This is a genomic window from Amycolatopsis sp. PSD-21, from assembly GCF_055561455.1.
This window is the reverse complement of record NZ_CM145712.1, coordinates 7,422,604-7,444,347: the sequence shown is the minus strand read 5'-3', so window position 1 is coordinate 7,444,347 and position 21,744 is coordinate 7,422,604. Positions and strand designations below refer to the sequence as shown.

The 21,744-nt window shown below is 66.6% G+C and carries 15 protein-coding genes; 7 read left to right on the top strand and 8 right to left on the bottom strand.

From position 1 onward, the window contains the following. Positions 1–2: 2 nt before the first annotated feature. Positions 3–2,936, bottom strand: coding sequence for an AfsR/SARP family transcriptional regulator (locus ACZ1DY_RS34890; RefSeq protein ID WP_465482235.1), 2,934 nt, complete (start codon positions 2,934–2,936; stop codon positions 3–5). Between the two features lie 24 nt (positions 2,937–2,960). On the opposite strand from ACZ1DY_RS34890, the gene ACZ1DY_RS34885 reads away from it, so the two are divergent. The 3 genes from ACZ1DY_RS34885 (at position 2,961) to ACZ1DY_RS34875 (ending at position 7,285) form a co-directional block, all read left to right on the top strand. Continuing rightward, a complete protein-coding gene (locus ACZ1DY_RS34885) occupies positions 2,961–4,118 on the top strand; it encodes a hypothetical protein (protein ID WP_465482234.1) in 1,158 nt (385 codons plus the stop codon). A gap of 139 nt (positions 4,119–4,257) precedes the next feature. Next, complete coding sequence (locus ACZ1DY_RS34880) at positions 4,258–6,084, top strand: hypothetical protein (RefSeq protein WP_465482233.1); 1,827 nt, start codon at positions 4,258–4,260, stop codon at positions 6,082–6,084. A gap of 559 nt (positions 6,085–6,643) precedes the next feature. Continuing rightward, positions 6,644–7,285, top strand: coding sequence for a hypothetical protein (locus tag ACZ1DY_RS34875; RefSeq protein ID WP_465485745.1), 642 nt, complete (start codon positions 6,644–6,646; stop codon positions 7,283–7,285). On the opposite strand, the gene ACZ1DY_RS34870 is transcribed toward ACZ1DY_RS34875, so the two are convergent. The 3 genes from ACZ1DY_RS34870 to ACZ1DY_RS34860 all read right to left on the bottom strand — a co-directional run bounded on the left by ACZ1DY_RS34870 (position 7,282) and on the right by ACZ1DY_RS34860 (position 9,521). Then, positions 7,282–7,866, bottom strand: coding sequence for a hypothetical protein (locus tag ACZ1DY_RS34870; RefSeq protein ID WP_465482232.1), 585 nt, complete (start codon positions 7,864–7,866; stop codon positions 7,282–7,284). The two genes, ACZ1DY_RS34875 and ACZ1DY_RS34870, sit on opposite strands and share 4 nt — an antisense overlap. A 29-nt stretch (positions 7,867–7,895) precedes the next feature. Next, positions 7,896–8,486: a hypothetical protein gene (locus ACZ1DY_RS34865; protein ID WP_465482231.1), complete on the bottom strand. Its 591-nt coding sequence runs from the start codon at positions 8,484–8,486 to the stop codon at positions 7,896–7,898. Positions 8,487–8,579: 93 nt separating this feature from the next. Beyond that, the gene (locus ACZ1DY_RS34860) at positions 8,580–9,521 is read right to left on the bottom strand and encodes a DUF4238 domain-containing protein (RefSeq protein ID WP_465482230.1); all 942 of its coding nucleotides are present in this window, start codon (positions 9,519–9,521) and stop codon (positions 8,580–8,582) included. A gap of 250 nt (positions 9,522–9,771) precedes the next feature. On the opposite strand from ACZ1DY_RS34860, the gene ACZ1DY_RS34855 reads away from it, so the two are divergent. Then, positions 9,772–10,857: an exonuclease domain-containing protein gene (locus ACZ1DY_RS34855; RefSeq protein WP_465482229.1), complete on the top strand. Its 1,086-nt coding sequence runs from the start codon at positions 9,772–9,774 to the stop codon at positions 10,855–10,857. 106 nt (positions 10,858–10,963) lie between these two features. Further along, positions 10,964–14,182 (top strand): hypothetical protein, encoded by a 3,219-nt coding sequence (locus ACZ1DY_RS34850; protein ID WP_465482228.1) that lies wholly within the window; start codon positions 10,964–10,966, stop codon positions 14,180–14,182. A 37-nt stretch (positions 14,183–14,219) separates the two neighbouring features. Here ACZ1DY_RS34850 and ACZ1DY_RS34845 read toward each other — a convergent pair whose 3' ends face one another. The 4 genes from ACZ1DY_RS34845 to ACZ1DY_RS34830 form a co-directional block, all read right to left on the bottom strand. Continuing rightward, positions 14,220–14,513 carry a hypothetical protein gene (locus ACZ1DY_RS34845; RefSeq protein ID WP_465482227.1) on the bottom strand — a complete coding sequence of 98 codons (294 nt, stop codon included), beginning with the start codon at positions 14,511–14,513 and terminating at the stop codon, positions 14,220–14,222. A 64-nt stretch (positions 14,514–14,577) separates the two neighbouring features. Beyond that, complete coding sequence (locus ACZ1DY_RS34840; RefSeq protein WP_465482226.1) at positions 14,578–15,549, bottom strand: ATP-dependent DNA ligase; 972 nt, start codon at positions 15,547–15,549, stop codon at positions 14,578–14,580. Positions 15,550–16,160: 611 nt separating this feature from the next. Continuing rightward, positions 16,161–17,294 carry an IS701 family transposase gene (locus tag ACZ1DY_RS34835; RefSeq protein ID WP_043829840.1) on the bottom strand — a complete coding sequence of 378 codons (1,134 nt, stop codon included), beginning with the start codon at positions 17,292–17,294 and terminating at the stop codon, positions 16,161–16,163. 41 nt (positions 17,295–17,335) lie between these two features. Continuing rightward, positions 17,336–17,527, bottom strand: a complete 192-nt coding sequence (locus tag ACZ1DY_RS34830) for a hypothetical protein (RefSeq protein ID WP_465482225.1) — start codon at positions 17,525–17,527, stop codon at positions 17,336–17,338. Between the two features lie 237 nt (positions 17,528–17,764). Here ACZ1DY_RS34830 and ACZ1DY_RS34825 point away from each other — a divergent pair, with 237 nt between their 5' ends. Together ACZ1DY_RS34825 and ACZ1DY_RS34820 are read left to right on the top strand one after the other, a co-directional pair. Then, positions 17,765–21,088, top strand: a complete 3,324-nt coding sequence (locus ACZ1DY_RS34825; protein WP_465482224.1) for an error-prone DNA polymerase — start codon at positions 17,765–17,767, stop codon at positions 21,086–21,088. After that, positions 21,085–21,702, top strand: coding sequence for a hypothetical protein (locus tag ACZ1DY_RS34820; RefSeq protein ID WP_465482223.1), 618 nt, complete (start codon positions 21,085–21,087; stop codon positions 21,700–21,702). The genes ACZ1DY_RS34825 and ACZ1DY_RS34820 overlap by 4 nt, the downstream gene beginning before the upstream one ends. Positions 21,703–21,744 lie beyond the last annotated feature (42 nt).

Below are 21,744 nucleotides of genomic sequence, written 5' to 3'. Positions count from 1 at the left end.
GCTCAGCCCACTCCGTCGCGGCAGGCGCAGGTCAGTTCCGCCCGTTCGGCCCGCACCTGGTCGGCCTCGGGCAGTTTCAGCGCGGTGAACTCCTTTTCGGCCGCCTCCCAGTTCGCGACGGCGTCCCCGTGCCGGCCCAGCCGGTGCAGGGTCTGGGCGACACCCCGATCGGCGTGAGCGCGATGCCCCCGGTTACCTGACGTGGCCGCTAGCTCCAGTGCGGCCTCGTAGAGGCGCAACGCCTCGACGTCGTCACCCTTGGCCTGCGCGGTCGCAGCACGGTCACGGAAGAGCCGGGTGCGGAGGTCCGCGTCGAAGACCCCGGCCGCGATGGCGGCGGCTTTTTCCTGGTAGCGCTCGGCTTCGCGGATCCGGCCCGCCGACCGGTGCACGTTGCCGATGTTGGACAGCGCGTAGGCCATGACGCACTCGTCACCCGCTTCGGCGGCGAGGTGGTGCGCCTCCTGGTGGTCGACCAGCGCCTCGCTCGGGAAACCGAGGCGCTGCCGGACCGAACCGAGGTTGTTCAACACGTGCGCCAGCCCCTGCGTGTGCCGGATTTCGCGCAGGATCGGCACCGCGGCGCGATGCTGGCGCAACGCGACGTCCAGTTCGCCGTGCAACTCGTTGAGGTAGCCCAGATTGCTCAGCGCGTGTGCCTGCCCGCGCAGATCACCGACTTCCTCGTACTTCTCCAACGCCGCCTCGAAGTGAGTGATCGCTTCGGCGTGCCTGCCGAGTTCCATGGTCGGGATGGCGATGGCGCACAACGTGGTGGCCTCGCCCCTCGCGTCGCCCAGCCGCGCCCAGCAGGGCAGTGCCCGCCGCGCCAGCTCCAAGGCCTCGGACAGTTCGCCGCGGCGGTTGTGCACGGTGGCCAGCCTGAGCAGCACGTGTGCCTGGCCGACCGTGTTGTCCTCGTTCGCGGTCACCAGTCGCCGGGCCAGTTCCATCGTCTCGGCCCAGTCGTCGAACTGGCTCGTCGTGTGGAAGTAGCGCCAGATGAGCACCGCCAGCCGCCAGGCGTGCTCGGGCATGCCGTGCGTGGCCGCGTAGCGGATGGCGGCCACCAGGTTGTCCCGCTCGGCGGTGATCCATGCTGTCGCGGCCTCGGGGGTCTCGAAGGTCCGGGCCACCGGCGATGTCCGGGTCACCGTGGGCAGGCGGGCGCGCTCGAACGGATAGGCCGTCCCCGCCGCGTCCGCCAGGGTGACCAGGTAGAAGTCGAGCAGCCGGAGCACAGCACCGGTGTGCTCGCCGGCCTCGGCCGCGGCGAACTCCTTGAGCGGGTCCAGCATCTGGTACCGCTCCGGCGTGAGCTCCTCGACCAGGCACACCTCGTGCAGTTCGTCGAGCACCAGCCGGGCGTGGATGAGGGCGTTGTCCATCAGCGCCGCGGCACCCGCCACGGTGACGTGTGGTCCCGGTGTGTGCCCCAGCAGGCGGAACATCTCCTGCTGGTGCTCGCCCAGCTGCTGGTAGGAAACCCGGACGGCCGCGGCGCCGGCGTCGTTACCGGTGTCCGCGTGCCAGGGGCCGCTTTCGGCCAGCAACCGGAGCAGGTGCTCCAGAGGCCACCGGTCGTGCCGGCGGAACAATGCGGCGGAGACGCGGATCGGCATCGGCAGATGACCGCACCGTTTGACCACCTCGGCCACCTCGCGGGCCCGGCCGGTGACCCGCAGCGGGCCGGTCAGCGTGCAGAACAACGCGGCGGCGTCGTCCGGTGGCAGCGGAGCCAGCCGTACCTGCTGCCCGGTGTCAGGCTCGCCCACCCGCCTGCTCGTCACGATCGCGAAGCAGTCCGGGGCGTCCGGGAGCAGGGCGCGGACCTGCTCGGCGGATTTGGCGTTGTCCAGCAGGATCAAGGTCCGGGTCCCGTACAACTCGTTCTGGTACATCGTGATCTTGCGCCCCGGTGCCGCGGGGATCTGCTCGGCGGGTACCCCGAGCTCGAGCAGGAGCTGGGTGAGCGCGTCGCCCATGGTCATCGCGGCGACGTTCGGGGTGAAGCCGTTCAGTCGTAACAGCAACTGGCCGTCTGGGAAGCGGTCCCGCAGCCGGTGTGCGGCTTCCACTGCCAGGCCGGTTTTGCCCACCCCCGGCGCGCCGCTGACCCACACGGCGTTCTCTCCGGTGCTCGCCGCCGTGGCGATCAGGTCGAGTTCGTCTTCGCGGCCGGTGAAACCACCGGGCCGGGACGGCAGGGAGCTGGCGGGCTCACCGCGTTCGGCCCGGGCGGCGATGTTGCGCAGCTTCGGGCTCGGCTCGAGATCGAGTTCGGCCAGCGCGGCGCGGGTGCTGTGGAAAACCCGGATCGCCTCCACTCGATCACCGTTGGCGAGCAGTGCGCGCATCAGCAACTCTGCGTGGCGCTGACGGTCCGGTTCCTTGCCGACGATGCGGCGCAACCGGTCGCGCGCCGATCGATGGTCACCGGTTTCCAGTTCCAGTTCGGCGAGATCGCCGACAGTGTCGAGATAGCTGTCGGCAGGCGAGATCACATCCGTGCCGCCCACCCGGTCGATGTCGATGTCCTCGAGGAAGCGCCCGCGCCACAGGTCGACCGCGGCGCGGAGCAGTTCGATCTGACGGCGTGGCTCGTGCTCCTGACGGGCCTGCTCACGCCACTGATCGAAGCGATGGAGGTCGAGTTGTTCCGGGGAAACCCGCAGCAGGTAGCCGGTCGCGGTGGTCTCGATCGCGACGTCGTCGGCCGGGCCGAAGGCCTTGCGTAACTTGTTGATGTAGCCGCGGACCAGGGTCCGGCGCTCGGGGTTGGCCCCCCAGATGATCTCGGTGAGGCGGTCGGCGGAAAGCGGTTTGTTGGCGTGCAACAAAAGCACGACGAGCACGAAGCGCTGCTGCTGGTCGCCCAGGGGTACCGGAGCGCAGTCATGCCATGCCTCCACCGGGCCCAGCATCCGAAAATCCACTCCGCCTCCCTGTCTGCGAGCTTGATGTCCATCACTATGTCGTGCAAGCGCCCGTTCGTGTGTCACCGAAAACGACGTAATTTCGGCTCGCATCTCATCGGGCGCGCACAACCGCCGTACGGGCTGATCCACGACGTGTCCACTTCTGGTCCACTCGCCAGTCGCAAGCTGCCGGTCGTCGAAGCTCGACGGGGAGGCTTGCTGATGAACACCCATGAAGAACTGGTGCGGGAACTCAAGTCGTTGCGCAAGGGCCGCGGGGTGCACGCGGGGAGGATCGGGGAGCGGATCGGCCCGACGCTGCGTGTGCTGTGCGGTGTGGCGGAGGACGACGGTCCGGTCGCCATCCGGGAGAAGCTTGTGGCGCGGTTGACCGGATTGGCCGAGCAACTGCCGGAGGACATGCGGCTGGTCACCGTGGCCGCCTTCGGGCTCACCCCCGAGGTGCGTATGCCGCTGTACCGGGATCGCGTCGGCTGGGCCGCACTCCGGATCGATCGCGACGCGCGTACCGTGCGCCGCCGGGTCGACGAGGCCATCGATCAGCTCGCGGAACTGGTGGCGACCGTCCCACCGTTCCCGGAAGGTGCCTGGCACATCGCGGAGCTGCAGGTGGTGGTGACGCTGGACCTGCCGCAACACGAGGTGCTGGAGCAGTACCGCATCGTCGCCGACCACGACGGGCTGCACGAACTCGACTTCACCTCGCCGACGCTCGAACTGCTGGGCCCGCTCGAGGTGGACGTGCTCTACGGGGGCACCCTGCGCTCCGGTGGTACGGCGCGAGGCCGTCTGTCCCTCACCGCGCCCGAACCACTCGCGAAAGGCGAGACGCACGCCTTCGCCATGAGGTACCGCGTTCCCCGGCCTCAGGTGCTGCGGTCGTACGTTGTGCGTGAACTGGAACAACCCTGTGATCTGTTCGATCTGCGTGTGCGTTTCGCCGGACATCGCATTCCGCGCCAGGTGTGGACATTGCGCGATGCCACCGGTCCGCACGCTGGTCACCGACAACCGGTGGACCGCGCGGGAGAAATACACCAGCGATTCCGGCGACTTTTGCCGGGCCGGTCCTATGGGGCGCGCTGGGACGGTGAGGAAGCGGGGAACGAATTTCACGGGCACCACTGTTCGTGTGCGGACCGGAGCACCGGCTTCGCCGACGAGCGGGTTGGAACGTGAGCTGACCGGGCGGCGTGAGTGCTCCACATCTGATCCACATTCGATACGCGTGGCGAGTTCATGCTTCCCGAAAGCGCCGTCACGGTGCTGAAAGGAAGGCAGCGCGATGGACCTCGATAAATCCCTTATGGACTCCGAAGTGCCCCGACTGGACGGTCTGGCCGAGTTGACACCGACCTTCTCGGTGTCCCTGCTGCACTGCCATCCGGACGCGGACCCGGAAGCCGCGTTCCGCTCGCTCGTCAGTTTCCTCCGGACCGCACTGGAGTCGCGGGGCCGGGCGCAATCGGTTCGGTGCCTCGGTGAGGCCGTGCTCGCCGAGTCCGATCGGATCGAAGGAATCGGATCCCTGGTGGAGCTGGGCGTCGATGGCCTGTATGCGTCGGCTCGTGAGCGTCGCACGATGCCGAGCTGGTCCGGAGAACACCAACAGGTATTCGACGTCGGCAATCAGTTGACGGTCGCGGTGCGCTGTGGAGCCTTCGTGGTGGTACACACACCGGTGAGCGACGAAGCGTTGCGCAAGTGGTTGCAGAGGTTCAACAAGCTCTATCGATATCTGCCGAGCGCGATCCTGCGGGGGACGTTCCAGGGCGACGGGAAGACCGTGTGGCTACGCGGGGTTCATCGCCGCCGCGCGACCAAGGCCGACAGCAAGACCTTGGGTGGGCTGCGGATCCAGGAGGTGCTCGACGATGAGGACGGCAGCTTCGCGTTGAGCGCGGCCGCGATCGACTATGTGCCCCTGGACGAATGCGCCGTAGTGCGCGGCAGGCTGACGGTCAGCCCGGCGAAGTCGCACCTCTACTGGAAGTTCCGGGTCGATCTGCCGACGTTCCTCGCCGCCGCCACCGAAACCGTCGCCCTGATCGAGAAGTCTCTCGCGGTCGAACCGCCGGAGGAGCAGTTCTGGCAACTGGCGGTGCCGGAGACCGAACTGGCCAACGTGTTCGGCGCGTACGACGTCACCATCGCCGAACCGGACGAACTCCCCGATACGGCGGACCCGGACGCGGAACTGACGGAACGCGCGGAGCTGCTGCGCAACTCGTTCCTCGAGGTGCGCGGGCACCCCCAGTCCCCGGCGTTCACCGCGGTCGTCGGTCGCGAGGGGGCCGAGGCCGGCTCACTGTCGATCAAACCGGTCGCCCGGGGAGACGGCTTCGAGCTGGACGTTCGCTTCACCGGAACACCGTCGAACGAGGCGATGGCACGGCAGATCCGGGACGCCATCGGTAACGGTGAACTGTTGAGGATCTACTACGAGTCAGGGCACACGTTCGACGAGTACCAGATCAACCTCCAGAACCAGTCCGCACCGCCGTTCGCCAACCTGGAGTTCACCGATTTCGGTGCTCACCAGGTGAACCAGGAAAAGCCACCGGTGCGCGGCGACCAGGCCATCCACGACGCGATCGGACTGACCAACGACTACTCGTTGTTCGCCTGGGTCAAATCGACCTACACCAACGGCTGGCTCGTCTGTGACGACGGCGCGGGCGAGGTCGCCGACTTCCTGCACCTCGCCGACGGCACGCTGACCGCCATCCACGTCAAGGGCGCACTGAACACCTCGCCGACCCGAAACGTCGCGGTGACGGCGTATCAGGAGGTTGTGGCGCAAGCGGTGAAGAACCTGCGCTTGCTGGACAATGGGGCGCTCGTCGAACGCTTCACCACCCCGAGGATCGCCTGCCCGGCGGCCTGGCTCGACGGGACCCGGAACACGGAATTGTCTGGGTTCGTGACCGCACTGCGGGCGCGGACCACTCTGGACAAGACCCAGGTGGTGATCGTGCAACCACACCTGCTGCGCCCCGTGCACGACGCGGCACGAAAAGCGGCCGAAGCGGGCAAGCCGACCCGCGACTCTCGCAGCCTGACACTGCTGGACGTGCTGCTCCGAAGCGCGCGGAGAACCGTCATCTCGTACTGGGACGACTTGACCGTCATCGGCAGCGAGTAATCGCGGCCCGCGACACAGCTCGGACGGCCGATTGGTGGATCGAACGCGGGCGAGCCCGCCGACGGATACGGGTGCGCCGTTCACCTGCGGTGACGTGCCCTCGGCGGGCCGCACAAGAAAGGGAACGGGGTCGAGAAGGGTTCTTCACGGAGCGCTCGCGATTAAAGGCATGACAGGTACGACCTCATTCGGCCCACCCAAGATCAAAGCCCACCGGCAAGATCCTCTTGTGGAGAATCCCGCAGGTGGGCTTCGATTCACTACTGTGCGCCATCAGGGACTCGAACCCCGAACCCGCTGGTTAAGAGTGAGCTGCTTTCAATGTCGGATGATGTCGAATGATGCCGGACAAGACCTTTTCGTCTGGTCGCGGCACATCCTGGGTGTCGGGGTATGTCGCCTGGTGTCGGACTGTTTCGGACCTCTCGGGCTCGTCTCGGGCTCGCGGATGCCGGGTTCTGTCGCTTGGTCCAGCCATGTTGGAGGGCGGCGTTGCCAGGGGGTGTGGACGGTGACGGTGGGGGACCGTCGCGATCCAGTTGTGTCGGCTGTGACCACGATGGTGGGGGCCGTGGTCGGGCTGACGTTCCTCTTCGGGTTCGGCAATGTGTTCGCGCTCGCACTCCGGCTTGGTGTCCCGGTGTGGGTCGCGCCGTTGGTCGCCCCCGCGGTAGACCTGACGGTCGTGGCGTTGCTGGTGGCGATCCGTCGCCTGTCGGCGCATGGTGCAGCTCCTGAGGTGCAGCGCTCGGCAAGACGACTCCTTGTTCTCGCTAGCGCGGTGACGCTGGCGCTGAACGTGGCCGAGCCTCTGATCGCCGGAGAGATCGGCAAGGCGCTCTTCGACGCAGTAGGGCCGGTGTTGCTGATCGGCTGGTCCGAGGTGGGGCCGGGTTTGCTTCAGGCGCTCGCGGACCTTCGGCACGGCACGCAGTCTCCTAACGTCGCTATCCCGGTAGACGTGGTTCGGGAAGCCTCATCGGAGGCATCGAGCGTGGCCCCAGTCGGACTTGACGGCGGCTTGGTTGAGCGGGCGAAGCAGATGGATGCCCGGCATCGGGAGCTGCACCAACGGCCCATCTCTGCTGAAGGGCTTCGCAAAGCTTTAGGCGTTGGCGCGGAGCGCTCTCGTGTCTTGACGCGTGTGGTCCGCGCAGAATGGCGGGGGCCGTCGCAGTTGGCTGGAGACTCTATTGCCTAGCGTGCACTGCCATCTGTTTCCTGAAGTTCCTTCACGTTCTTGAGGATGGCAACGGTTGCGTCCTTTGGGTCGCGAACGTCCTGCGATAGCGCGTGGAGCACTGCGTCTTGGTCACCGCCGAGTTGACCAGCGATGTCGTAAGCCAACTCGGCCTCGATCCACTCAGGATAGGGCTGGCAGCCGCGTCCAGTCAGGATCGACGAACGGTCGAAGATGAGCCACTTGAGGCCGGCGTCGTGCTGCTCGTGGGGTTGTAGCCGAGCGGCGCTTGCAGGCTCAAGTGGAACGTCCTTCATCGTGTGCTGCATCTTCAGCCGGACGCGCAGTGTCGTTGCCAGATGGCCGGGGAGCTGCAACAGAAGAGCTTTCATGTAAGCATCGTTTTTCGTCAGATGCTTTGCATGAGCTGCTTCGAGGTGAAGTTCGAGCAGCCTGGCTAGCATCTGCGCCCGGTCACGGGCCGCGGCTTCGTGCTTGTCCTGTTCGGCTCGATCGTCGACTCGCCGCCATCCCATGGTGGCGATCCACAGGGCGACGATCGATGCGAGAAGTGAGCCAATGAGACTGAAGTAGTTAGTCATTGCAGGACTCTAAACCTAGCCACCCACAATTACGCTTGATGTGAAGTCTCCCCGTCTTCTGATGGCTTCTCGGCAGAGGTTGGCATGTCTCTGTTTCTCATTCGCTCGACCGGATGGGGTTCTTCAAGAAGCGGTGATGTTCCGTTCGGAAGTAGGTCGTCAGCTCGCATCTCTTGCCTGATGACGTCTTGTAATTCATCCGCGATGGCGCCGATCCTGACTCTCATGGCGATCCGGTCGCCGTCGTCTGGTTGCCTCCCCAGCGGCTTTCCCCAGAAAGCCTCAGCCGGAATGCGGTTAAATAGGCCGTTCACCGTCCGGCTCCCGTACATCGTGGCGCGGACGCCCAGGCGGGCACGTTCCAAAGGAGGGAGGCGGAGATCTGGGAAATGGCTTCCGAATCGCTTGCGGGTTTCCTCGTCTACCATGTCCTGTTCGATCCACTGCTGCTCGGCATAGGTTTCCGTCAAGAGATCCACATAGAGCTGTGCGCGCTGCTCCCTCAACCAGCGACTGTGGTCTTGGCGCAGCGCGAGCCTGAACGACACCAAGGGCACGACGACGGCGATGATCGCTGCTATTAGTGACGGCACGAGCACGAGGGCTGACGGTGTGGTCATGGGCACGAGCCTTGCATAGCCATGCGTTCGCCAGTTGCCCCGAGGCGTGACGAGCAGGGCCGAGACCCGGTCGATACGGCTTGAGGTGTCGGTTCAGCCGGTTGGTTCGGCTGGCTGCTGCTGCCAAGGGTGCTCGTCGAGCCAGCGGCGCTCGATGGTGTGGCCGCGTGGTACGACCTCGTAGTCGAACAGCCACTCGGGTGCGCTCGCCGGGCTATCTTCGCGCCAAGGCGCGGGCAGTCGTGGGCCCTCGAGCCGTAGGTGCGGGAGGGGGTCGTGCTCGGGGTGACAGAAGATCTGGCTGTCGGCGGCCTCGAAGATGATCGAGTTCAGTGCCACGCCCAGCCCGCCAGGCAGGATGGCAAGGTGGTCGCGCTGTTTGGCTCGCTCGCTCCGTCGCGCGTACCGGCCGGGCAGTATCAGGAATCGGTGTGGGTCGAGCGCCAGAACGACGTCCCAGTAGGCGGCGGCGAAGAGTTGGTCGGGCTCGTCATGTCCGTTGATCACCACGACCGGGCTGTCGCTGGTCAGCAGGCACAGCGCGCTGTAGCCCAGCCCCCACGGCCGGTTCAAAACGATCAGTGCCAGTTTTGCCAGATGGTCGGCGATGAACTTGACGTGCCGGTCCCGGCCGGCTTGCGAGCGCAGCGCGCGTGGCAACGCCAAATTCCTCTGCTCGTCCCCGGCGAGGTGCGCGAGCCGGTGGCGCTGCCTGGTGGTGCGGACGATCTGCGCGGCGATCCAGAACGCGAGGGCTGCACGATCTTCGCCGTCGACCGGCCAGTACCTTGGCAACGCTCCTTCCGGGGCGTCGAGCAACGCCCGAAAGACCGGAGTCGCTTTGCTCTCAATGTTACATAGGAACTTCTCGACTCGTTCGCCGTAAAAGTCGGTGACCGCAGTGACCTTGCGGATATTCGGCGGGAAGTGGCGCTCGAGGTCATCGACGCACCGGGCGCGGACGAACCACTCGTCGCGGCGCCGCTCGGCGAAACGCCGCAGGTACATCCTGGGCACAGTGTGATCGTTGCTCATGCTGTGCCTCCCTGATCGTCGATGTCGGAATTCTCCCGATGATGACAGGTGGCACCGACAAGATCGGCAAGTCCGGGTGACGTGCTCCGGGCCTCCCGCAACGGCAGTGGATGCTTCGAGATGCCGAGCCGATGGTCTCGGCGGAGAACACCACGAACTTAAGGCGAGTGTCGATGGGGTGGCGACGACGGCGACGAGCAGGCGCCACTGTGGCTCCAGAACTGTCATACCCGAGTCTTACTATCCGCGCATGAATAACCTCGTAGCGTCATGGGCTCACGGGTCCCTGATCGCATTCGACCTGGAGACCACTGATGTCGATCCGCACCGCGATCGGATCGTCACCGCGGCCGTCATCGCCATCGTGCCCACTGGACCAGGTCAGAAACCCCAGGTCGACGTGAGGACCTGGCTCGCCGATCCCGGGGTCGAGATCCCCGCTGACGCGACTGCTAAGCACGGAGTGACGACCGAGCATGCGCGCGCTCATGGGCGTCCGGCCGCCGAGGTGATCGCGGATATCAGCTCCCATCTGGCCAGGATCTGGACCGCCACCGTTCCGCTCGTGGCGTTCAACGCCCCGTTCGACTTGACCATGGTCGATGCTGAGCTACGTCGCCACCACGGTCGGGGGCTGGACCTGTCGGGCCCGGTCATTGATCCGATCTGTATCGACCGCCACTTGCACCCCGCGGAGCGTGAAGAGAAGCGTTCGCTGACCAACCTCTGCAAGGTCTATGGTGTCCGGCTCGGTCAGGCGCACAACAGCACTGACGACGCAATCGCTGCTGCCCGGCTCGCGTGGCAGCTCGCTAAGGAACAGCCCGAACGGGTCGGGCGGCTCGCCCCGCACGTGCTCCACAGCCGGCAAGCGCAGTGGTTTCGTGAGCAGCAGGACGCGCGCGTCGAGATGCTTGAGCGCAGGCTGTGGGGGGTTCCCCGCGGTAACACGGCTCGTATCGAGCGGCTTCAGCGGCAGATCTCCGATACCCGAGCCTCCGGCAAATCTTGGCCGCTGCTGCCAGAGACCGTTGCCGCATCGGCCCGGCGGGTTCTGCCGCCCAGGCCCGGCGGGCCCGCGCGTTCCCATGCTTCGTGGACGTCTGAGCTTGAAGCCGCGCTGCGCGAGCAGTGGCTCGCCGCCGACCCCACCATGGCGCCGACGGCGCTGCACGACCAGCTTGCCGAGCAGTACGGGCGCACGGCAGGGGCGATCCGTTCCCGCTTGATCAAGCTGCATTGCGATATCGACGCGCCGGGCCAAACTTGCACTCCTGACCGTTCCGCCGCGCTCAAAGCCCGGCTCGACGCCGAATATGCGGCCGCCCGCAGCTAAGACTCGGGCCTCGGCGCGGCGGCCGTTCCGATGATGACTCGCCCCGGTGGCGTGTCGTTGCCGACAAATACGGACAGTCGATGTCGACAATGGACAGGTGGTGTCGATGACGGAGGACGGTGGATCGTTGCCGGAGCTGCCCGATGAGGTGGCGTCGACGATCATGCGCGAGTTGCCCACACAGGGCGCGAGGATCTTGGCGTGCCTGCGGACGGCGTCGGTGTTGATCGTTTACTCGCTGGACGACGAGGCAGATCTTCGGCTTGCTGAGAGCGCGGCTTACAACGTGCGCGAGGCGGTCGATGCGGTCGTCAAAGAGAGCAGCCCGGTGCCCGGTGGGGGTCTTTCCGTCGTGCGTGAGGCTTGGCAGCGGTACGAGTCGGAGATAGCGCGGCCGGATAATGACGGCGATGCATCGCTGGCCGCGCTCACGGAGGTTCTGCGGCGCGTCACCGAGAAGCGGGATCGGGACTCATATCACGCCGCTCGTCTGTTGCAGTATCTCCGGTCGAAGGCCGGTATCGATCCTCTGGGCGGCGAGCTCGACCCGGTCAAGGAGTACACCCGGCTTTACAGCGAGACAAACCAGGCTCTGCACGCACAGACGACTCCCCAAACCGCAGTCACGCTCTACACCCGTGCCGTGGCATGGTTCGTCCGGATGTTCACGCCATCCGATGAGATCGTCCGCGCACTACGGGCCTTGGCAGCCGAGCCGTGGAGCGGCCACGACCAGGTCGAGCGTTTGCGGAATCTGGCGCTGAACGAACATCATCTCCGGCTATTTCTTGAGCTGCTGACCGACCCTGGCTGGCTTATTCCTCTCTACGACGCGGACGTGATCGCTCTACCTGCGCCGAGCGGAACCTGGCCGGGGGCGGCGCTGCTGGAGGGCCTCGGGCGCACGGCGCCAGCAGAGGTTGCCGTCGTTTTGGCGCGCCTGGTGAAGGACGTGAAGCAGCGCACGCTCGAAGAGGACAGGGCGAACGTGGCGTTCACTCTGTTGCTGTTCGCATCCCAACTGGGATCTGCCGGACATAGCGCGGTCGGTGACATCGTCTCGGCCTATTCGAGCAACCGGTCGGTTCGTGTGATCGGCGCCGACGTGATCAAAAAGGCTGATCCTACGATCCCGCTGGTGGAGACCGTGGCCAGGACGATCCTGGATGGCGCTCCTCTCGACACCGACCGCTACTACTACAAGCTGGTGCTCGAACGACTCGAAGCAGGGCTCAACCGCGACAACGCCACGAGCCGTATTCGCATGCTCGCGGCCAAGACACGGGAAGCGTCCCAACATCCTCAGGCCGGCTGGATCACTCGAGACAGTGCGCGCCTCACAGCCGACCTCGGCGAACACGATCGCCACTACCTCGTGATCCTCGCCCACGGCCTCGCGCGCCTACTGCAGCAAGCACCGAACCTCGGCATCTCCACCGCGAACCTTCTTAACTGGACAAAGGACATCAGCGGCGATCTCGGGGAAAGGATCACCAGCCGCGTCCTCGTACTCGCCGACGACGTCTCGATCCACGACAAGATCGATCACATCACGCGCCGCCTCGCGTCGTTCGCTCCTACCGGCGACGACAAAGACCTCATCGACGCCGTGCTCCTTACAGACCCTGAGCCTGGCCTTCTCGCGCCATGGGCCGAAGCGCTCGGCCTACCGGGAGACGATCCGTTCGGTGAGGACGAGTCCATCCCGGCCGCACTGCGTCGCGCTTGGCACTGGTCGACGGTGCTGCCCGACTCTGCACTGGAGAGCTGGCAGAGCCGGATCGCGGAACTGGAGGAGCGCCACGGCTCCCTCCCTCAGGAGCTCTTCGAGCACAGGACTGATCATGTCACCATGATGTCGGGGCAATCCGCATACAGCGTAAAAGAACTGTCCTCCCTGCCCGTCGCCGACGCCATCGACACGGTTGCGCGGTGGCGGCCCGACGGTGACAGCCGCGGTCGCATGATTCTTGCTCGTGAACTTGCCCGGACCCTCGAAAGTGTCGTCGAAGCAGAACCGCAGGCGTGGGCGGCCGATCCCGTGTCGGTCGTGACCGGTCTGCGGGAGCCTGTGTACGTCCTGCACTATTTCGACGCGGTCGCCAAGAAGGCAGCCGATGTCATCGAGAGTGCACCGGACATCGTTGCGGCGGCCCAGCTCGTGCGGACCGAACGCTGGACCCCGATCGTTCTCGGGGAGGACGATTTCGACTTCGAGCCGGACTGGAGTCGCGTCGAGCAGGTGACAGTCGACCTCGTCCGTGCGCTGGCGAATCACAACACCCGACTTGCCGACCACCTCGACACCGTCTGGGGCTGGGCGCTGGAACTAATTGACCGTGCACCTGAGAGCGGAGACGCTGCTCACGATGACCACGACGCGCTGTTCCGCGCGATCAATAGCCGCCGCGGACGAGGGCTGCAGGCAATTCTTTCGCTGGCAGGGTGGGAGTATCGCAACGGAGGCGTGATCCGCCCTCAGTTCGTCGAACTACTCGACGAACTCGTCCAGATACCTGGTCCAGTCAGCATGGAGTACCGGGCCGTCCTCGCCGATAACCGCAGATTCCTTGAAATAATCGCGAAGGACTGGCTTGCTCGATGCGTCGACACTCTGTTCCGGGACACCGGATTTGGCGTCGAGACGTTCGAGCTGACCTTGAAGTACGCACAACCCACCCCCTGGCTCTACGCCAACCTGCGAGATGAGTTGATCGCCGCGGCACAACGAAATGCGGACCACGCGGTCGACACCCTCCTCGTCGGAATGCTCCGCGGCGAGACAGGGTACGAGATTCCCGCCATCCTCCGGGCCCTCCGCGGCTGTCCTGAGGCGCTTGCCGCAGCATCCTCAGGGGTCGCTGTCTTGGTTCAAGGCAGCACCGACGGTGAACCAGAACTCGACGTCGCCGCCGAGTTCTGGCAAGCCTTGCTCGATGCCAACCGTGCGGCAGTGCCCGCAGACGCGCTCCGTGCCGCGGGCCGGTGGGCGTTCGTCACCGGCCTCACCGAAGCAACGTGGGCACAGCTCACAGTCCGAACACTCGCCATCACCGGCGGCTTGGACCACTACGCCATCGAAGTCGCGGACCGCTGCCGAACAGCACCGGTCCCGGACGACAGCACCAAGATTCTGCTCATGCTCCTAGGCAAGGGCGCGCCGTGGGAGCAGGACTACGTCGCACGAGCCTCGATCGACGCACTACGAACCATCAGCACCACACGGTTCGATCCCAACTTCGATGAACTCCGCACCAAGGTCATCGACCGCGGCTACACCGAAGCAACCGACATCGATCCGTATGCCGACCCAAACGACACCTGAACAGCAGCTATAGACACAACTCGTGCTGTCCAGGCGCTTAGTGTCCGACGAGGCGATCGACCGCGCTGCCGTCGACGGAGATGGTGTCCCGGTTCGGTCGATTGCTGGTCTTCCAGTTGCCGAGTGCCGGAGCGATAGCGAGTTCTTGTCCAGCGGTGAGCGGAACGGGGCAGACGCAGGCGGTGTGGTTGTGGTTGTTGGCTGTCTGGATGCCACCCTCGGTGAACTCCAGCAGGCTGTTGTTGTCCTGCGCCAGCGCGGGCGTGGCGGAGATGAGGGCGGCGCCGGCAGCGGCGAAGACAGAGGATGCGATACGTGATGGTTTGAACACGCAAGGCAACCTAGCAGGAGTCGGGTTGCCTCACCCGTCGACCTCCCGGCGGCGCTTGGCGTGCTCATACCCCCATGTCTTGCACGGTGAGGTCGGGTCGCACCCGGTGCACCCTCGGTCGAAGGCGGTTCGTGAATGTCGCGACGGAGGCCTCGACCCGGACTTCCACCACCACGTCCGGTTTCACCGGCCGGAACTGTGTCTGGCCGCGGCCGAACACTCCCGACGACACCTTCTGCGGCGGCTCCCCGGTCACCCTCACCTGACCTGCGACCTCGGAGGCGATCTCCGGGGTGATCGGCTGGGATAGCCCGATCTTGCGGAGCTGCCCGGTGCTGTCGGGGCGGGCCAGGACGAGTTCGTCGGGCCGGTCCGCGGTACCGGTCACTCCCACCACGACCGCGTCGACGACGACCATCTGCCGGATCTTCACCCACGATCCGGACCTCCCGGCTCGATAAGGCGAACCGAGTTGCTTGCCAACACATCCCTCGATTCCCACCTGGCTGACGCCGGGATCCATCCAGGTCAGGGCGACGGACTGGTCGGTGGTGCTGGGAGCGAGCTGCAAGGGCGGCGTGACTCCGGTGAAGAGCTTCTCCAGCCGCTTCCGGCGATCGCGGTAGGGCTTTGGCCGGAGGTCGGTACGGCCGTCGGCGAGCAGGTCGAAGGCGACGAAGTAGATCGTGATGCCCGCTTCCGCACGACCGCGCGGTGTGGAGGTCAGCGCGCCGAAGTCCAGCCGTCCGTCCTTGAGCGCCACGAGCTCGCCGTCCAGCACGACGTCGCCGAGCGCTGCCGCGGCCGCCGGGATCTCCGGGAAGCGTGCCGTCAGGTCGGTCTCCCGGCGGGACTGCAAGTACCCGTCCACTGTGAACAGCAGGCAGCGCCAGCCATCGAATTTCGGCTCATAGGCCCAACGTCCCGTCCGGGACGTCGGAATCTCCGGAACCGGCTTGGCCTCCACCACCGCCACCGGCGGGCGCAGCGCGGCCATCATCGACCTGCCGAACGCCGACGGTCCGACGCGTGACAACGCCGCGACGGGCGGGGTGCGGGCAGGGAGGCCATGGGCCAGTCACCTCCGTTGCGTCGGCGTTGTCGCGCTCTCTTCGCACGGTAACCCTTTCGGCCTAGCGGCGCGGTGTTTGCGCTGGTCGGGGCCCCAGGTGGGTGATGTTGCGGGCGTTTTCGAGAGCGGTACGGAGGTGTTCGTTGTCGATGCTGAGCCGCTGGATGGTGGCGATGGCGAGCTCGAGGTGCTCGGTGTGCTCCTGGTTGGCCCGGCGGAGCCGGGCGTTGTCCTTGCACAGGTCGGTGAAGGCGTCCGCTGCTGGTGCGGTGCTGGCTGTTGCTGCTGTGGCGGCGGGCGCCGTGCTGAGCCGGCTCGACTGGAAGTCCCCGGGAAGTTTGCACCCGCCGTGCGGAACGCGATGGCCATCCCGGGCCGGATCGGGTCGGATGAGCTCTAGTACTGCAACGGCAGTTAAGGAAGTGGGTAGCCGCGGCGTTTGTAGTGGCTGAGGCGGGCTTGGTGTTGTCGTCGGCGGCGGAAGCGTGACCAGGACCAGATGTGTTCGGCGGCGTCGGCGACACGCAGGACCAGCTTGGTGAGCAGGCGCCGGATCTCCGGTAGTGTAAAGCTGATCATGTCTGGTTCGGCGATACCGATTCCCCTTTTATGGCAAGGGATTTGGCGACGGCGAGCCAGGCGTGGGCGAGCATCGACAGGGTGATGTGGGCGTACCACGCCCGCCAGGACCGGACCTGGTAGTGATCCAGTCCGGCTTCGTTCTTGGCCTGCTGGAAACACTCTTCGATCCGCCAGCGCGCCCCGGCGATCCAGGCCAGGTTCAGCAGGGTGGACCGGCGGGGCCCGTAGCAGATGTAGTAGGCGATCTCGGTCGGATCAGAGATCGAACGCCGGGCGAGCAGCCAGTGCCCGCGCCCGGCCTGCCAGCCAATCCGGACCGGCACCCGTGCCCAGTCGTACTCGCGCGGCCCGTGCGCGCCGGCACCGACCGACAACCGCCGCCACGCCCGGGCGGGCAGGTCCGCGATCAGCTCATCGGCCCGCTGTTCGGTGCCCTCGGCGGTGATCAGGGTGTCGTTGACCTTGGTGGCCAGCACGTACGCGGCGTCGTGTTCCTCCAGCCAGGCTCGCAGGTACTTGACCTGCCCGTAGGCCTCATCGGCGGTGACCCACGCGAACGGCACACCCGCCTCGAACGCCCGCGCCAGCATGCCCATCGCCTGCCGCGGCTTCGTGGCGAACTCGACCTCATCCGGAATCCCCGCCCGTTGGCACCGGTCCCGGTCGGCGATCCACGGCTCCGGCAGATACAGCGCCCGATCGATCAGCGCATGCCCATGATCACCGGCATAGGCGAGAAAGGTCCCGATCTGACAGTTCTCGATCCGCCCCGCCGTCCCGGAATACTGCCGCTGCACCCCGGCCGAGCGCACACCTTTCTTCAGGAACCCGGTGTCGTCCACGATCAGCACGCCGCCCGGCTCGCCGAGATGCTCGACCACGTAGTCCCGCACGTCGTCACGCACCCCGTCGATGTCCCAGTCCGCCCAGCGCAACAACCGCTGCATCCCATCCGGAGACACCTCACCGGACTGCTCCGCCAGTGTCCAGCCGTTCTTCCGCTCCAACCCCGCGACCAGCCCGGACACATACTCCCGAGCCCGGCCCCGCGGCTCCGACCGCCTGAACCGTCCCGCGATCCGATCATGAACCCGATCCAGCTGCCCCATCACCACATCGACCACCACAACGATGATCTACCACACGACGACCAACTGCCGTTGCAGTACTAGTTCGGCACTTCGGTCCAGGTCGGCATGTCGCGCAGCGTGGAGGCGGCGACGAGGGCGGGGCGAGGAGTGCCGTCGAAGGGCTGGTAGTAGGTGGTGTCGTCGGGCAGGACGTACCAGCGGCCGCCGCCGAGGGAGGGCTTGTCGGCGGCTTCGTACACGGTCGCGCCGGTCAGGGCGGGTTCGTCCACCGTGCCTCCCAGGTCACTCTTACGGCCTAGCGTGTTACCAAGTCGAGTCAACCATGCCAGTCGCCGCGCATGGTTCACTGGTCGGGGTGGTGTCGGGTTCGCTACCTGGTGTTATGTCAGCCACTAGGCTTGACGGAAGCGTGTTCGACGGTCAGGATCGTCGACAGAGTTCGTGCGTATGTTCGAGTGTTTGTCGCTGGCTTCCCCCCACGGCAGAGCGTGTGGTGTGGAGCTGGTGTGGCGTTCAACAATCCTGCTGTCCCGTGGCGTGAGATCCAGCGGGTCGCGTCCGGTCGTCCTCGTGTGGAGGGTGACGGGAACGATTCGCCGGCGTGGTCGCGTAAGCGAGAGGGTTACGCGGGGCCGCCGGTGGATCTGCGGGTCCGTGAGGGGGACGACGACGGTGGCGCGGTGCCGCGGGTTCCGTATGCGGAGTTGCACGCGCATTCGAACTTCAGCTTCCTCGACGGCGCCAGCCACCCCGAGGAGCTGGTCGAGGAGGCCGCCCGGCAGGGCCTGGATGCGATCTTCCTGACCGATCACGACGGCATGTACGGGGCGGTGCGGTTCAACGAGGCCGCCCGCGAGCTCGGGGTCCGGGTCGGTTTCGGTGCGGAGCTGTCGCTGGATCTGCCCGCACCGCAAAACGGCGTCGCGGACCCGAGCGGCGCGCACCTGCTGGTGCTGGCCCGCGGCATCGAGGGCTACCGCCGGTTGTGCCGGGTGATCTCCCGCGCGCAGCTCGCGGGCGGGGAGAAGGGCCGCCCGGTCTACGACGAGACCGCGCTGGTCGATGATCTGGCGGGGCATGTGCTGGTGCTGACCGGCTGCCGCAAGGGCCGGATCCGCCGCGCCCTCGCCGCGGACGACAAGGTCGCGGCGATGTCGGAGCTGGTGTCCCTGGCGGACAAGTTCGGACGCCACAACGTGGCGGTGGAACTGATCGATCACAGCCTGCCGCTCGACTCGACCTACAACGACACCCTGGCGTCGATGGCGGAGGCGGCGGGGGTGGTGACGGTAGCGACGAACAACGTCCACTACGCCCACCCCGGCCGGGGCCCGCTCGGAGACGCCGTCGCTGCGGTCCGCGCCCGCCGGTCGCTGGACGACATGGAAGGCTGGCTCTCGGCGGCGCACATGGCGTTCGTACGCTCCGGCGCCGAACAGGCCGAGTACTTCGCCCGGTATCCCGGCGCGGTCACCCGCGCCGCCCTGCTCGGCGTCGAATGCGCCTTCGACCTGAACCTGGTCGCACCCGACTTGCCGCCGTTCCCCGTCCCGGCGGGGCATGACGAGATGTCGTATCTGCGGGAGCTGACGTGGGCGGGGGCGGCGAAACGCTACGGGCACCGCGAGGATTATCCGAAGGCTTACGCCCAGCTCGAGCGGGAGTTGGACGTGATCGAGGAGCTGGGGTTCCCGGGGTATTTCCTGGTGGTGTGGGACATCGTCCGGTTCTGCCGCGACGCCAACATCTTGTGCCAGGGCCGGGGATCGGCGGCGAACAGTGCGGTTTGCTACGCGCTGGAGATCTGCCATGCCGACCCGGTGAAGTGGGGGCTGTTGTTCGAGCGGTTCCTGGCGCCGGAGCGGGACGGGCCGCCGGACATCGACATCGACATCGAGTCCGACCGCCGCGAAGAGGCGATCCAGTACGTCTACGACAAACACGGCCGTTTCCATGCGGCGCAGGTGGCGAACGTGATCACCTACCGGGCGCCGTCGGCGATCCGGGACGCCGCCAAAGCCTTAGGTTTCAGCCCCGGCCAGCAGGACGCCTACAGCAAGATCGTCAACCGCTGGGCCGGCGTGAGGAAAACCAGCGAGGAAGCCGCGGGGGAGATCCCGGGCGAGATCCTGGAACTGGCCGACGCTCTTGAAGACTTCCCTCGCCATTTGGGGATCCACTCCGGTGGGATGGTGATCTCCAAGGAGCCGGTGTCGGAGGTGGTGCCGGTCGAGTGGGCCCGCATGCCCGGACGCAGCGTTCTGCAGTGGGACAAGGACGACTGCGCCGCCGTCGGCTTGGTGAAGTTCGACCTGCTCGGCCTCGGCATGCTCTCAGCGCTGCACTACATGATCGACCTCATCGCCGAACACCACGGCGAGACGATCGACATCGGCAAGCTCGACCTCGCCGACCCGAAGGTTTACGACATGCTGTGCGCGGCGGACGCGATCGGTGTGTTCCAGGTCGAGTCCCGGGCGCAGCTGGCGACGCTGCCGCGGTTGCGGCCGCGGAAGTTCTACGACCTCGTCGTCGAAGTCGCGCTCATCCGGCCGGGCCCGATTCAGGGTGGCTCCGTCCACCCCTACATCGCCCGCCGCCGCGGCGAGGAAACCTGGAAACACAAACATCCGCTCTTGGCGCGGAGTCTCGATAGGACACTCGGGGTGCCGTTGTTTCAGGAGCAGGTCATGCAGATGGCCGTCGACGTCGCCTCCTTCACCCCGGCCGAGGCGGATCTGTTGCGGCGGGCGATGGGCGCGAAACGCTCCAGCGCCAAAATGCGGAAACTCGCCAAGAGATTCTTCGACGGCGCCGCGACCAACGGCGTCGACCGCGACACCGCGGTCAGCGTGTTCGAGCAGATCCACGCCTTCTCCGGCTACGGCTTCCCCGAAGCCCACTCCATGTCCTTCGCCCTGCTCGTGTACGCCTCCGCGCACCTCAAGTACTACTGGCCGGCGGCGTTCTGCGCCGGCCTGCTGCGGGCGCAGCCGATGGGGTTCTACTCCCCGCAATCGCTGGTCGCCGACGCCCGCCGCCACGGCGTCATCGTGCGCGAGCCGGACATCAACGCCAGCCTCACCCACGCCACCCTCGAACCCGAGCCCGAAAGCACCGGCGGCCACGCCATCCGGCTCGGCCTCGCCGCGATCAGGAACGTCGGCGACAACGCCGCCCAGGAGATCATCACCGAACGCCAGACCAACGGCCCGTACACCAGCATCGGAGAGCTGACCGAACGAGTCCGGCTCAAGAAACCCGCGATCGAGGCCCTGGCCACCGCCGGAGCGTTCACCAGCCTCGGCCCGGAACGACGCCAGGCCCTCTGGGCCGCGGGCGCCGCGGCCACCACCCGGCCGGAACACCTCCCCGGACTCGCGCCCGGCCTGGACGCCCCGGCGCTACCGGGGATGACGCGGTTCGAGGTCACCGCCGCAGACCTGTGGGCCACCGGCATCTCACCCGGCACCCACCCCGTCGAATACCTCCGGACCTGGCTCACCGAGCGCGGCGCCATCAGCGCCGCCCAGCTCAGCCAGGCCGAAGACGGGGCACGGGTGTGGATCGGGGGAGCGGTCACCCACCGGCAACGCCCCGCGACCGCGGGCGGGATCACCTTCTTCAACCTCGAGGACGAGACCGGCATGGCCAATATTCTCGTCTCCCCGGGCTTGTGGGCTCGGCACAAAGTCATCGCCCGATCCAGCGCCGCGCTGCTGATCCGTGGACAGGTCCAGGCCGCCGAGGGCGTGGTCACCCTCGTCGCGGACAAACTCGAACGCCTCGACTTGTCCATGACCACCGGCCCGTCCCGGGACTTCCGGTGACCGGTGCGAACCGGCACTGGCGCACCCTGGAGATCCCGATCCGCCCCGGCACCGGGACACCGGCACGATGCCCGTGGGGCCACGACCTCACGATCGCCGGAGTCCGGCAGGGCTGGTCCCAGGACTACCGAGCACCGGAATGGCTCTGCGAAGCCTGCTACGCCCTCCCCCGCCGAGCAGGCACCTGGGCGATGATCGACCCCGCGCCCGCGCGACACGTCACCGAAGAGCAGGCCGACGAATACGGCCTGCGCCTGGTGCTGCTGCGACCGGCCACGGCCGCCGGAATCGGCGCCATCCAACTACGCCTGGGGCACACCGTCTTCGGCGAGATCCGCTTCTCCTTGTGCGGCATCGATCGCCGCGCGGTCCTCGTCCACGTCGAGGTCGAGGAGAAGCACCGGCGCCGCGGCGCAGGCCGGGTACTAGTCGCCGCCGCGGCCGCCCGGGCGCCACGCTACGACTGGACGACGCTCCCCATCGGACAGGACCCGATTTCGGTCGCGTTCTGGGCACGCGTCGGAGCCATCGGGCCACCCAGCCCGTACCCCTGCACACATCAGACCGAACAAGGAGTCATCCCCGCCGAATCACGATGGACAAAATGGTGGTAGTCCCCGGCTCGGCCTGTCCGACGCCGATCCTGCATTGGCGAG

What these genes read in the sequence shown, in the direction of transcription:
- ACZ1DY_RS34885 (WP_465482234.1), top strand. Translation starts at nt 2,961, where the DNA reads ATGTCCATCACTATGTCGTGCAAGCGCCCGTTCGTGTGTCACCGAAAA.
- ACZ1DY_RS34875 (WP_465485745.1), top strand. Translation starts at nt 6,644, where the DNA reads ATGGTGGGGGCCGTGGTCGGGCTGACGTTCCTCTTCGGGTTCGGCAAT.
- ACZ1DY_RS34870 (WP_465482232.1), bottom strand. Translation starts at nt 7,866, where the DNA reads ATGACTAACTACTTCAGTCTCATTGGCTCACTTCTCGCATCGATCGTC.
- ACZ1DY_RS34865 (WP_465482231.1), bottom strand. Translation starts at nt 8,486, where the DNA reads ATGACCACACCGTCAGCCCTCGTGCTCGTGCCGTCACTAATAGCAGCG.
- ACZ1DY_RS34860 (WP_465482230.1), bottom strand. Translation starts at nt 9,521, where the DNA reads ATGAGCAACGATCACACTGTGCCCAGGATGTACCTGCGGCGTTTCGCC.
- ACZ1DY_RS34855 (WP_465482229.1), top strand. Translation starts at nt 9,772, where the DNA reads ATGAATAACCTCGTAGCGTCATGGGCTCACGGGTCCCTGATCGCATTC.
- ACZ1DY_RS34850 (WP_465482228.1), top strand. Translation starts at nt 10,964, where the DNA reads ATGACGGAGGACGGTGGATCGTTGCCGGAGCTGCCCGATGAGGTGGCG.